This window comes from Haemophilus parainfluenzae, from assembly GCF_014931415.1.
Classification (GTDB): Bacteria; Pseudomonadota; Gammaproteobacteria; order Enterobacterales; family Pasteurellaceae; genus Haemophilus_D; species Haemophilus_D parainfluenzae_AF.
The window spans coordinates 757,015-770,079 of record NZ_CP063121.1; the positions used below are offsets into that span (position 1 = coordinate 757,015).

Genomic DNA, 13,065 nt, shown 5'->3' on the forward strand with positions numbered 1-13,065 from the left:
AAGGAAGAAATCGCCGAAGTGCGGTTAAAAAACAAGATATTTTTGACCGCCCTTTGAAACCCTTAACTCCGACAGGAGACTATTTGTGAAAGACTTAGTTAAGTTTTTAAAAGCACAATCAAAAACCAGTGAAGATTTTGATGTGATTAAAATTGGGTTAGCTTCTCCAGACATGATCCGTTCTTGGTCATTTGGTGAAGTTAAAAAACCTGAAACAATCAACTATCGTACGTTCAAACCTGAGCGTGACGGTCTTTTCTGTGCACGTATTTTCGGGCCAGTAAAAGATTACGAATGTTTATGCGGTAAATATAAACGCTTAAAACACCGTGGTGTGATTTGTGAAAAATGTGGTGTTGAAGTAACACAAACTAAAGTGCGTCGTGAACGTATGGGCCACATTGAATTGGCTTGTCCAGTTGCACATATTTGGTTCTTAAAATCACTTCCGTCCCGTATCGGTTTATTACTTGATATGCCGTTACGTGATATTGAGCGTGTGCTTTACTTTGAAATGTACATCGTAACCGAACCGGGTATGACCGATTTGGAACGTGGACAGTTATTAACTGAAGAACAATTCCTTGATGCAGAAGACCGCTGGCAAGATGAATTCGAAGCGAAAATGGGTGCTGAAGCAATTCAAGATTTACTTAAAGGTATTGATCTTGAAGTGGAATGTGAAAAATTACGTGAAGAGTTACAAGAAACTAACTCTGAAACAAAACGTAAGAAAATCACTAAACGCTTAAAATTATTAGAAGCTTTCCAACAGTCTGGTAATAAACCAGAGTGGATGGTGATGACTGTATTACCAGTACTTCCACCAGATTTACGTCCGTTAGTACCATTAGATGGTGGTCGTTTTGCAACTTCTGACTTGAACGATTTATATCGTCGCGTGATCAACCGTAACAACCGTTTAAAACGTTTATTAGATTTAATCGCACCAGATATTATCGTGCGTAACGAAAAACGTATGTTACAAGAATCTGTTGATGCGTTATTAGATAATGGTCGTCGTGGTCGTGCGATTACGGGTTCTAACCGTCGTCCATTGAAATCACTTGCGGATATGATCAAAGGTAAACAAGGTCGTTTCCGTCAAAACTTATTAGGTAAACGTGTTGACTATTCAGGCCGTTCTGTAATCACTGTAGGTCCATACTTGCACTTACACCAATGTGGTTTACCGAAGAAAATGGCATTGGAATTATTCCGTCCGTTTATCTACGCAAAATTAGAAAGCCGTGGTTATGCAACTACAATCAAAGCGGCTAAGAAAATGGTTGAGCGTGAAGACGCGATCGTTTGGGATATCTTGGCAGAAGTTATTCGTGAGCACCCAATTCTATTGAACCGTGCACCGACACTTCACCGTTTAGGTATCCAAGCGTTTGAACCACTTCTAATCGAAGGTAAAGCAATCCAGTTACACCCGCTCGTTTGTGCGGCGTTCAACGCGGACTTCGATGGTGACCAAATGGCGGTTCACGTACCATTAACACTTGAAGCGCAGTTAGAAGCGCGTGCGTTAATGATGTCAACCAACAACGTACTTTCACCAGCAAACGGTGATCCTATTATCGTTCCATCACAAGACGTGGTATTAGGTCTTTACTATATGACCCGTGAAAAAGTGAACGGTAAAGGCGAAGGCATGTTATTGCAAGATCCACGCGAAGCTGAAAAAGCCTATCGCACAGGTGAAGCAGAGTTACATTCTCGCGTTAAAGTACGTATTACTGAATATGTGAAAAATGAAGCTGGCGAATTCGAAGAGAAAACCACATTAACCGATACCACTATCGGTCGTGCAATCTTATGGATGATCGCGCCAAAAGGTATGCCTTATTCATTGTTTAATCAAACATTAGGTAAAAAAGCAATTTCTAAACTTATCAACGAAGCTTATCGTCGTTTAGGTTTGAAAGAAGCGGTAATGTTTGCTGACCATATTATGTATACCGGTTTTGCTTATGCGGCTCGTTCAGGTTCTTCTGTGGGTATCGACGATATGGTTATCCCAGAGAAAAAATACGAAATTATTTCTGCAGCGGAAGCTGAAGTGGCTGAAATTCAAGAACAGTTCCAATCTGGTCTTGTAACAGCAGGTGAGCGTTATAACAAAGTAATCGATATTTGGGCTGCAGCAAATGAGCGCGTAGCGAAAGCAATGATGGAAAACTTATCTCAGGAAGAAGTCATCAACCGTGAAGGTAACCCTGAGAAACAAGCTTCTTTCAACAGTATCTTTATGATGGCAGACTCGGGTGCGCGTGGTTCTGCAGCTCAGATTCGTCAGTTAGCAGGTATGCGTGGTTTGATGGCGCGTCCAGATGGTTCGATCATCGAAACCCCAATTACAGCGAACTTCCGTGAAGGTTTGAACGTACTTCAGTACTTTATTTCAACCCACGGTGCGCGTAAAGGTTTGGCGGATACCGCATTAAAAACAGCAAACTCTGGTTACTTAACTCGTCGTTTAGTTGACGTAGCGCAAGACTTAGTGATCGTTGAAGATGACTGTGGTACACACGAAGGCTTAGTCATGACTCCATTAATTGAAGGTGGCGATGAGAAAGTTCCACTTCGCGAATTAGTGTTAGGTCGTGTTGTGGCTGAAGATGTGTATAAACCAGGTACAGAAGAAGTATTAATTGCACGTAACACTTTATTAGATGAAAAACTTTGTGATGTGTTAGATGCAAACTCAGTGGACAGCGTAAAAGTACGTTCTGTTGTAACTTGTGATACTGACTTCGGTGTATGTGCGAAATGTTACGGTCGTGACTTAGCGCGAGGTCACCTCATCAACCAAGGTGAAGCAGTTGGTGTTATCGCTGCTCAATCTATCGGTGAACCAGGTACACAGTTAACCATGCGTACGTTCCACATCGGTGGTGCAGCTTCTGCAGCAGCGAAAGAATCTAGCGTACAAATCAAAAACAACGGTACTTTACACCTTGCTAATGCGAAATTCGTTGTTAATGACGAAGGTAAATTAGTTTTAACTTCTCGTAATACTGAATTAACCGTAACTGATGCATTTGGTCGTACGAAAGAGCACTATAAAGTGCCTTACGGTACTGTATTGAATAAAGCAGACGGTCAAGAAGTATCCGCGGGTGAAACAGTGGCAAACTGGGATCCACATACTATGCCAGTTGTCTCTGAGGTATCAGGTTTTGTGAAATTCGTTGATATCGTGGATGGTTTAACTGTAACGCGTCAAACGGATGAATTAACCGGTCTTTCTTCTATCGTGGTACAAGACGTGGGTGAACGTGCAACAGCAGGTAAAGATTTACGTCCAACCATCAAATTAGTTGATGCAAAAGGTAACGATATCTTCTTACCTGAAACTGACGTTATTGCGCAATACTTCTTACCAGGTAAAGCAATCGTAAGTTTAGATGACGGTGCGGAAGTGAAAGTGGGTGAACCACTTGCACGTATTCCACAAGAATCTGTGGGTACTAAAGATATTACCGGTGGTCTTCCACGCGTTGCTGATTTATTCGAAGCACGTAAACCGAAAGAGCCTGCAATCTTGGCAGAAATTTCAGGTATCGTGTCCTTTGGTAAAGAAACCAAAGGTAAACGTCGCTTATTAATCACCCCAACTGAAGGTGAAATCTACGAAGAAATGATTCCAAAATGGCGTCAACTCAACGTATTTGAAGGTGAGATGGTTGAACGTGGTGACGTGATTTCTGATGGTGCAGAGACTCCGCATGATATCTTACGTTTACGCGGTGTTCGTGCTGTAACTGAATATATCGTGAACGAAGTGCAAGAAGTTTACCGCTTACAAGGGGTAAAAATTAACGATAAGCACATCGAAGTTATCGTACGTCAAATGTTACGTAAAGCAGTCATCACGAAAGCTTATGACAGCGAATTCCTTGAAGGGGAACAAGTTGAAGTGGCTCGCGTGAAAATTGTAAACCGTAAACGTGAAGCGGAAGGTAAACCACCAGTTGAATTCGAACGTGAATTACTTGGTATTACCAAAGCGTCATTGGCGACAGAATCCTTCATTTCTGCGGCATCGTTCCAAGAAACCACTCGCGTGCTTACTGAAGCAGCGGTGGCGGGTAAACGTGATGAATTACGCGGCTTGAAAGAGAACGTAATCGTAGGTCGTTTAATCCCTGCTGGTACTGGTTTTGCGTATCACCAAGGTCGTCACAAAAAACGTATTGTAGACGATGTTGTGATTAAATTGTCTGAAGACGATGAAGCAGCAATTGCTGATGAATTCGTGATGACAGCAGATGATGCAACAACTAACTTAGCAGAAATGCTTAATATGGCAGATGATGCGGAGTAATCGCTAATTGCTAAAAAAGAAAACCCGAGTTTAGGCTCGGGTTTTTTATTATCTTAATACAGAAAGTGCGGTCAGTTTTTGATGCGTTTTTCGTTTGGAAAAGTATCGTAAAAATGACCGCACTTTCTTTTAATCAATAAAAAAGCCACCTTATCGGTGGCTTTGAAATATTTTGCTTAAGATGAGATTACCAACCTTTTACAACGCCATCTTTAAAGTGTTTTTTCGCTTCTTGGTAAACTTCTTCAGTTTGGTATGCTTTCACGAAATCTTGGATCGCTTTGCTGTCTTTGTTATCAGTACGTGCAACGATGATGTTTACGTATGGAGAATCTTTATCTTCTACGAATACGCCATTATCTTGTGCATTTAAGCCAACTTGACCCGCATAAGTGTTATTTACAACAGCAAGATCAACATCATCTAATGCACGAGCTGCAACAGAGGTATCTACTTCAGAAATTTTTAAGTTTTTCGGATTTTCAACGATATCTGCGACAGTTGAAAGAAGATCGTTAGAATTTTTAAGTTTGATCAAACCTTGTTTCTCAAGAAGGATTAATGCACGACCACGGTTTGATGGGTCATTTGGCACCACAACTTTCGCACCGTCTTTTAATTCATTTACATTTTTGATGGTTTTAGAATAGCCAGCAAGCGGGTAAACAAAGGTATTACCAACAATCACTAAGTTGTTTAAGTTTTTTGCTTTTACATCTTCATCTAAATAAGGTTTGTGTTGCATTGCGTTAGCATCTAAATCACCTTTAGATACAGCAGTGTTTGGTAATGCGTAGTCATTGAATAAAACAAATTCAACATTTAAGTTGTATTTATCTTTTGCGACTTTTGCAGCAGTTTCTGCAACTTGGTGCTCAGGACCAGCCATTACACCAACTTTGATTGATGTTGGAGCAGGTGTAGTTGATGCTGCATCTGCTTTTTTCTCTTCTTTACAACCTGTTAATACTAATGTTGATGCGATAGCGGTGATAGCAAATAAGTTTTTTAATTTCATGTTTTTTCCTTGTTGTGAATAAAATGGTATAGAAAATAATTAACGGTGATCCACTCGTTTTGCGAGCGTGTCGCCTAATTTTTGACTGAGCATCACGATAATCACGATAACAATCGTTGCTGCCCAAGTTACCGATGGCATATTGCGATAGACACCATAGTTAATGGCAAGGCTTCCTAAACCGCCACCGCCTTGGGTTCCCGCCATGGCGGTATAGCCAATTAATGTCACGAAAGTGAGCGTAATCGCATTAATGAGCGTAGGTAGGGATTCAGGCAAATAGAATTTACGAATAATTTGCCAATTGGTTGCGCCCATAGCTTTTGCTGTTTCAGTCAAACCGGTTGGGATCTCAAAAAGTGCATTACTCGTAAGACGTGCAAAAAATGGCGTTGCGGCTGCACTTAATGAGACAATCGCTGCATTAGAACCAATACTGCCGCCAGGAAGCAACCAGCTCGTTAGCGGAATTAAAGCGAGTAATAAAATAATATAAGGAATTGAACGCCCGATATTAATAATGACGTTTAAAAACGCATTGAGTTTTTTGTTTTCTAAAATCGCCCCTTTATTGGTTAAAAAGGTTAAAAAACCCAGTGGTAAGCCTAATAAAGCGGCAATTAATGTCGATAATACTGACATATAAACCGTTTCAATGGTCGATACCGTTAATAAACTCGCAAAATTATCGGGGAATTGTTGGCTAAATGTTGCCCATAAATCATTGAACATAGCCTAGCACCTCTACTCGAACGTTATTTTCCATTAAATAAACTTTGGCTTGCGTAATCGCATCTTCATCACCTTCAACCTCCGCAATGGTAAAGCCAAATTTTACGCCACCGGCATAATCAATTTGTGAGGTTAAGATACTGAGCTCTACGCCAAATTTTTTCGATGCTTGAGAAAGTAATGGGGCATCGACGGAGCGACCAGTAAATTCAAATTTGATGATCGGATACGATTTGGCATGTTTTGGCGTATCAGATAAATTTTCTAAATATTCTTCCGGCAATGTAATGTGGAAAGTCGAACTGATAAATTCTTGGGCCAATTCTGTTTTCGGATTAGAGAAAATTTCGCTAACCGTGCCTTGTTCAATCAGACGGCCTTTATCAATTACGGCAACTTGATCGCAGATGCGTTTAACCACTTCCATTTCATGGGTAATAAGAAGAATGGTGATACCTAAAGTGCGGTTGATTTCTTTTAATAATTTTAGAATGGATTGAGTTGTAGCCGGATCTAATGCGCTAGTCGCTTCATCACAAAGTAAGACTTTTGGATCGCTTGCAAGTGCACGCGCAATAGCTACACGTTGTTTTTGACCACCAGAGAGATTAGCAGGATACACATTATGTTTATCACTTAATCCAACAAGCGCTAAAAGTGCGGTCGTTTTTTCTTGAATTTCTGCTTTCGGTTTATTTTCTAATTCAAGTGGCAATGCCACGTTTTCAAAAACGGTTCGAGAGGTCAACAAATTAAAATGTTGGAAAATCATGCCGATTTGACGGCGTGTTTTCACTAATTCTGCTTCAGAAAGTTGAGTCAGATCCACATCATCGATAATCACTGCACCGTGAGTCGGTCTTTCTAATAAGTTTACACAACGGATAAGTGTACTTTTACCAGCACCAGAGGCGCCAATGACACCGCAAATCTGTCCCTTAGGCACATGTAATGAAACATTATCAAGTGCGGTCAGTTTTTTATCTGGAAGTGTAAAAATCTTCGTAATGTTATTTAGCTTAATCATATAAGCCCTTGTTCTCAGTTAATATTTGAATTTCATTTGTATTCTAGACGTCTAGAATGCTGTGTCAATATCTTAGGGGATCTTTTTTAGACGGATCGGTTATGACTTATTATTGCTTATATTAAGGATAAAAGGGATAATTTTGTCTTAAGAAAAGATAAATGAGAAAATATATGAAGAAAGCTGTTTTTTTAGATCGTGATGGCACTTTAAATATCGACCATGGTTATGTCCATAAAATTGATGATTTCCAATTCATAGAAGGCAGCATTGATGCATTAAAAGCATTAAAAGAAATGGGATATCTTTTAGTTTTAGTGACCAATCAATCAGGCATTGCACGTGGATATTTTTCAGAAGATCAGTTTTTACAACTTACAGAATGGATGGATTGGTCGTTAGCTGATCGTGGTGTGGATTTAGATGGCATCTACTATTGTCCTCATCATCCAGAAGGGAAAGGCGAATATAAAGAAGACTGTGAATGCCGAAAACCGAAATCAGGCATGTTATTAGAGGCGATTAAAGCGCTGAGAATCGATCCTGCACAATCTATTATGGTCGGTGATAAGATTGAAGATCTTAAAGCAGGCATTGGTGCAAAAGTGAAAACGAATATTTTAGTGCGAACAGGCAAACCTATTACAGAAGAGGGTGAGAATCTCGCTGATTATGTTTTGGATTCCATTGCAGATTTGCCAAGAATAGCAAAACGATTAATTAAGTAACAAAAATGATCTATTTTTTGTGCGAATAGGCGAAAAGATCTTCAATCAATAAAAAATTTACATTTTTTTACAAAAAGATCTTGCAAAGGTGTCTGAAATGCCTATAATACGCCCCACACAACGACGCGCTGTTGTGACTCTTAAGAAAAAACAGTGCGTCGTTCTTTTTTGCTCTTTAACAATATATCAGACAATCTGTGTGGGCACTTGTTGATTGACTTGTTTTAAAAATATTTTTTAATTTTGAAGTCTTAATAGGTGCTAACTAGAAATTCATAATACTTTTTTAAGTAGTGACATTTTATGTCAGCAGTATTGAGCGATTGAACTTGAATTGAAGAGTTTGATCATGGCTCAGATTGAACGCTGGCGGCAGGCTTAACACATGCAAGTCGAACGGTAACATAAGGAAGCTTGCTTCTTTGATGACGAGTGGCGGACGGGTGAGTAATGCTTGGGAATCTAGCTTATGGAGGGGGATAACTACGGGAAACTGTAGCTAATACCGCGTAGAATCGAGAGATGAAAGTGTGGGACCTTCGGGCCACATGCCATAGGATGAGCCCAAGTGGGATTAGGTAGTTGGTGAGGTAAAGGCTCACCAAGCCGACGATCTCTAGCTGGTCTGAGAGGATGACCAGCCACACTGGGACTGAGACACGGCCCAGACTCCTACGGGAGGCAGCAGTGGGGAATATTGCGCAATGGGGGCAACCCTGACGCAGCCATGCCGCGTGAATGAAGAAGGCCTTCGGGTTGTAAAGTTCTTTCGGTAGCGAGGAAGGCATTTAGTTTAATAGACTAGGTGATTGACGTTAACTACAGAAGAAGCACCGGCTAACTCCGTGCCAGCAGCCGCGGTAATACGGAGGGTGCGAGCGTTAATCGGAATAACTGGGCGTAAAGGGCACGCAGGCGGTGACTTAAGTGAGGTGTGAAAGCCCCGGGCTTAACCTGGGAATTGCATTTCATACTGGGTCGCTAGAGTACTTTAGGGAGGGGTAGAATTCCACGTGTAGCGGTGAAATGCGTAGAGATGTGGAGGAATACCGAAGGCGAAGGCAGCCCCTTGGGAATGTACTGACGCTCATGTGCGAAAGCGTGGGGAGCAAACAGGATTAGATACCCTGGTAGTCCACGCTGTAAACGATGTCGATTTGGGGGTTGAGCTTTGAGCTTGGCGCCCGTAGCTAACGTGATAAATCGACCGCCTGGGGAGTACGGCCGCAAGGTTAAAACTCAAATGAATTGACGGGGGCCCGCACAAGCGGTGGAGCATGTGGTTTAATTCGATGCAACGCGAAGAACCTTACCTACTCTTGACATCCAGAGAACTTTCCAGAGATGGATTGGTGCCTTCGGGAACTCTGAGACAGGTGCTGCATGGCTGTCGTCAGCTCGTGTTGTGAAATGTTGGGTTAAGTCCCGCAACGAGCGCAACCCTTATCCTTTGTTGCCAGCGATTAGGTCGGGAACTCAAAGGAGACTGCCGGTGATAAACCGGAGGAAGGTGGGGATGACGTCAAGTCATCATGGCCCTTACGAGTAGGGCTACACACGTGCTACAATGGCGTATACAGAGGGAAGCGAGAGTGCGAGCTGGAGCGAATCTCACAAAGTACGTCTAAGTCCGGATTGGAGTCTGCAACTCGACTCCATGAAGTCGGAATCGCTAGTAATCGCAAATCAGAATGTTGCGGTGAATACGTTCCCGGGCCTTGTACACACCGCCCGTCACACCATGGGAGTGGGTTGTACCAGAAGTAGATAGCTTAACCTTTTGGAGGGCGTTTACCACGGTATGATTCATGACTGGGGTGAAGTCGTAACAAGGTAACCGTAGGGGAACCTGCGGTTGGATCACCTCCTTACCAAAAACGAGAGACAATAAGTGTCCACACAGATTGATTGATATATTGTAGAAAATGAATGAAGAGAGAAAAGTGCGTAAGCAAAGTGTAAGATAGAGTATCTTTATTTGTTGTCCCCATCGTCTAGAGGCCTAGGACATCGCCCTTTCACGGCGGTAACCGGGGTTCGAATCCCCGTGGGGACGCCAAATAAAGATAACTTTATTATCTTCTGTTCTTTAACAACCAGGAAACAAGCTGAAAAACTGAAGAGACTTTCAAGTCCTTTAAGGATAAGAAAAAGTCTGAGTAAGAAGAAAATCTTGATTGAACAAAAGCAATCAAGTGTTTAGTTGAAAACACAACATCGAGAATTTTTGAGGTTGTATAGTTAAGTGACTAAGCGTACAAGGTGGATGCCTTGGCAATCAGAGGCGAGGAAGGACGTGCTAATCTGCGAAAAGCTTGGATGAGTCGATAAGAGGCGTTTAATCCAAGATGTCCGAATGGGGAAACCCAGTAGATGAAGAATCTACTATCACTTACTGAATCCATAGGTAAGTGAGGCAAACCGGGAGAACTGAAACATCTAAGTACCCCGAGGAAAAGAAATCAACCGAGATTTCGTTAGTAGCGGCGAGCGAACGCGAAGGAGCCTGTTAGTGATAATGACAGAGACAGAGGAACAAGCTGGGAAGCTTGGCGATACAGGGTGATAGCCCCGTACTCGAAGTCCAGGTCATGGTACTAAGCTAACGACAAGTAGGGCGGGACACGTGATATCCTGTTTGAAGATGGGGGGACCATCCTCCAAGGCTAAATACTCCTGATTGACCGATAGTGAACCAGTACTGTGAAGGAAAGGCGAAAAGAACCCCGGTGAGGGGAGTGAAATAGAACCTGAAACCTTGTACGTACAAGCAGTGGGAGCCCTTTTGGGGTGACTGCGTACCTTTTGTATAATGGGTCAGCGACTTATATTTTGTAGCGAGGTTAACCGAATAGGGGAGCCGAAGGGAAACCGAGTCTTAACTGGGCGTCTAGTTGCAAGGTATAGACCCGAAACCCGGTGATCTAGCCATGGGCAGGTTGAAGGTTGGGTAACACTAACTGGAGGACCGAACCGACTAATGTTGAAAAATTAGCGGATGACTTGTGGCTGGGGGTGAAAGGCCAATCAAACCGGGAGATAGCTGGTTCTCCCCGAAATCTATTTAGGTAGAGCCTTGAGCGGACACCTTCGGGGGTAGAGCACTGTTTCGGCTAGGGGTCCATCCCGGATTACCAACCCGATGCAAACTACGAATACCGAAGAGTGATACTCAGGAGACACACGGCGGGTGCTAACGTCCGTCGTGGAGAGGGAAACAACCCAGACCGCCAGCTAAGGTCCCAAAGTCTATATTAAGTGGGAAACGAAGTGGGAAGGCTTAGACAGCTAGGATGTTGGCTTAGAAGCAGCCATCATTTAAAGAAAGCGTAATAGCTCACTAGTCGAGTCGGCCTGCGCGGAAGATGTAACGGGGCTCAAATATAGCACCGAAGCTGCGGCATCAGTAGCAATACTGTTGGGTAGGGGAGCGTTCTGTAAGCGGATGAAGGTGAATCGAGAGGTTTGCTGGACGTATCAGAAGTGCGAATGCTGACATAAGTAACGATAAAACGGGTGAAAAACCCGTTCGCCGGAAGACCAAGGGTTCCTGTCCAACGTTAATCGGGGCAGGGTGAGTCGGCCCCTAAGGCGAGGCTGAAAAGCGTAGTCGATGGGAAACGGGTTAATATTCCCGTACTTGGATAAACTGCGATGTGGGGACGGAGCAGGTTAGGTTATCGCACTGTTGGATATGTGCGTTTAAGTTGGTAGGTGAGAAGTTTAGGCAAATCCGGACTTCTTTAACACCGAGAGATGATGACGAGGCTCTACGGAGCTGAAGTAACCGATACCACACTTCCAGGAAAAGCCACTAAGCTTCAGGTTTATCTAAACCGTACTGAAAACCGACACAGGTGGTCAGGTAGAGAATACTCAGGCGCTTGAGAGAACTCGGGTGAAGGAACTAGGCAAAATAGCACCGTAACTTCGGGAGAAGGTGCGCCGGCGTAGATTGTAGTCCCTAGCGGGCGAAGGTTGAACCGGTCGAAGATACCAGCTGGCTGCAACTGTTTATTAAAAACACAGCACTCTGCAAACACGAAAGTGGACGTATAGGGTGTGATGCCTGCCCGGTGCTGGAAGGTTAATTGATGGTGTAATCGAAAGAGAAGCTCCTGATCGAAGCCCCAGTAAACGGCGGCCGTAACTATAACGGTCCTAAGGTAGCGAAATTCCTTGTCGGGTAAGTTCCGACCTGCACGAATGGCATAATGATGGCCAGGCTGTCTCCACCCGAGACTCAGTGAAATTGAAATCGCCGTGAAGATGCGGTGTACCCGCGGCTAGACGGAAAGACCCCGTGAACCTTTACTATAGCTTGACACTGAACATTGAATTTTGATGTGTAGGATAGGTGGGAGACTTAGAAGTAGTCACGCCAGTGATTATGGAGTCGTCCTTGAAATACCACCCTTTAACGTTTGATGTTCTAACGAAGATTACGAAACGTGGTCTCGGACAGTGTCTGGTGGGTAGTTTGACTGGGGCGGTCTCCTCCCAAAGAGTAACGGAGGAGCACGAAGGTTTGCTAATGACGGTCGGACATCGTCAGGTTAGTGCAATGGTATAAGCAAGCTTAACTGCGAGACAGACAAGTCGAGCAGGTACGAAAGTAGGTCATAGTGATCCGGTGGTTCTGAATGGAAGGGCCATCGCTCAACGGATAAAAGGTACTCCGGGGATAACAGGCTGATACCGCCCAAGAGTTCATATCGACGGCGGTGTTTGGCACCTCGATGTCGGCTCATCACATCCTGGGGCTGAAGTAGGTCCCAAGGGTATGGCTGTTCGCCATTTAAAGTGGTACGCGAGCTGGGTTTAGAACGTCGTGAGACAGTTCGGTCCCTATCTGCCGTGGGCGTTGGAGAATTGATTGGGGCTGCTCCTAGTACGAGAGGACCGGAGTGGACGCACCACTGGTGTTCCGGTTGTGTCGCCAGACGCATTGCCGGGTAGCTAAGTGCGGAAGAGATAAGTGCTGAAAGCATCTAAGCACGAAACTTGCCAAGAGATGAGTTCTCCCTGTTTTTAAGACAGTAAGGGTTGTTTAAGACTAAGACGTAGATAGGTCTGGTGTGTAAGCGGTGCGAGCCGTTGAGCTAACAGATACTAATTGCCCGAGAGGCTTAACTATACAACGCTCAAGGGTTTTGGGTGTTGGGTAAGACGAGACGAAACTCAGAGACGAAAGAGAAAGTTTTGAGGTTAAATCAGCTTGTTT

5 protein-coding genes, 1 tRNA gene and 2 rRNA genes are annotated in these 13,065 nt (G+C 43.5%); 5 read left to right on the forward strand and 3 right to left on the reverse strand.

Features of this window, described 5'->3' with window-relative positions:
* Positions 1–85: 85 nt before the first annotated feature.
* The gene (rpoC, locus tag INP93_RS03725; protein ID WP_005697359.1) at positions 86–4,336 is read left to right on the forward strand and encodes a DNA-directed RNA polymerase subunit beta'; all 4,251 of its coding nucleotides are present in this window, start codon (positions 86–88) and stop codon (positions 4,334–4,336) included.
* A 187-nt stretch (positions 4,337–4,523) separates the two neighbouring features.
* Here the strand turns inward: rpoC and INP93_RS03730 are convergent, their stop codons facing one another.
* From INP93_RS03730 to metN, 3 genes are read right to left on the reverse strand one after another with little or no spacing between them, the layout of a single operon-like run.
* A complete protein-coding gene (locus INP93_RS03730; RefSeq protein WP_197545171.1) occupies positions 4,524–5,354 on the reverse strand; it encodes a MetQ/NlpA family lipoprotein in 831 nt (276 codons plus the stop codon).
* Positions 5,355–5,393: 39 nt separating this feature from the next.
* A complete protein-coding gene (locus INP93_RS03735; protein WP_049373857.1) occupies positions 5,394–6,086 on the reverse strand; it encodes a methionine ABC transporter permease in 693 nt (230 codons plus the stop codon).
* On the reverse strand, positions 6,076–7,113 hold the full coding sequence (metN, locus tag INP93_RS03740; protein ID WP_049373858.1) for a methionine ABC transporter ATP-binding protein MetN: 1,038 nt from the start codon (positions 7,111–7,113) through the stop codon (positions 6,076–6,078). Before metN ends, INP93_RS03735 begins: the two co-directional genes overlap by 11 nt.
* 173 nt (positions 7,114–7,286) lie before the next feature.
* Between metN and gmhB the strand changes: the two genes are divergently transcribed.
* The 4 genes from gmhB to INP93_RS03760 all read left to right on the forward strand — a co-directional run bounded on the left by gmhB (position 7,287) and on the right by INP93_RS03760 (position 12,978).
* On the forward strand, positions 7,287–7,841 hold the full coding sequence (gmhB, locus tag INP93_RS03745; protein WP_049373859.1) for a D-glycero-beta-D-manno-heptose 1,7-bisphosphate 7-phosphatase: 555 nt from the start codon (positions 7,287–7,289) through the stop codon (positions 7,839–7,841).
* Between the two features lie 331 nt (positions 7,842–8,172).
* Positions 8,173–9,712, forward strand: a 16S ribosomal RNA gene (locus INP93_RS03750).
* Between the two features lie 112 nt (positions 9,713–9,824).
* Positions 9,825–9,900 (forward strand) — tRNA-Glu (locus INP93_RS03755).
* Between the two features lie 180 nt (positions 9,901–10,080).
* A 23S ribosomal RNA gene (locus tag INP93_RS03760) occupies positions 10,081–12,978 on the forward strand.
* The 16S and 23S rRNA genes sit together here with 1 tRNA gene alongside, the layout of an rRNA operon.
* The last annotated feature ends 87 nt before the right edge of the window (positions 12,979–13,065 follow it).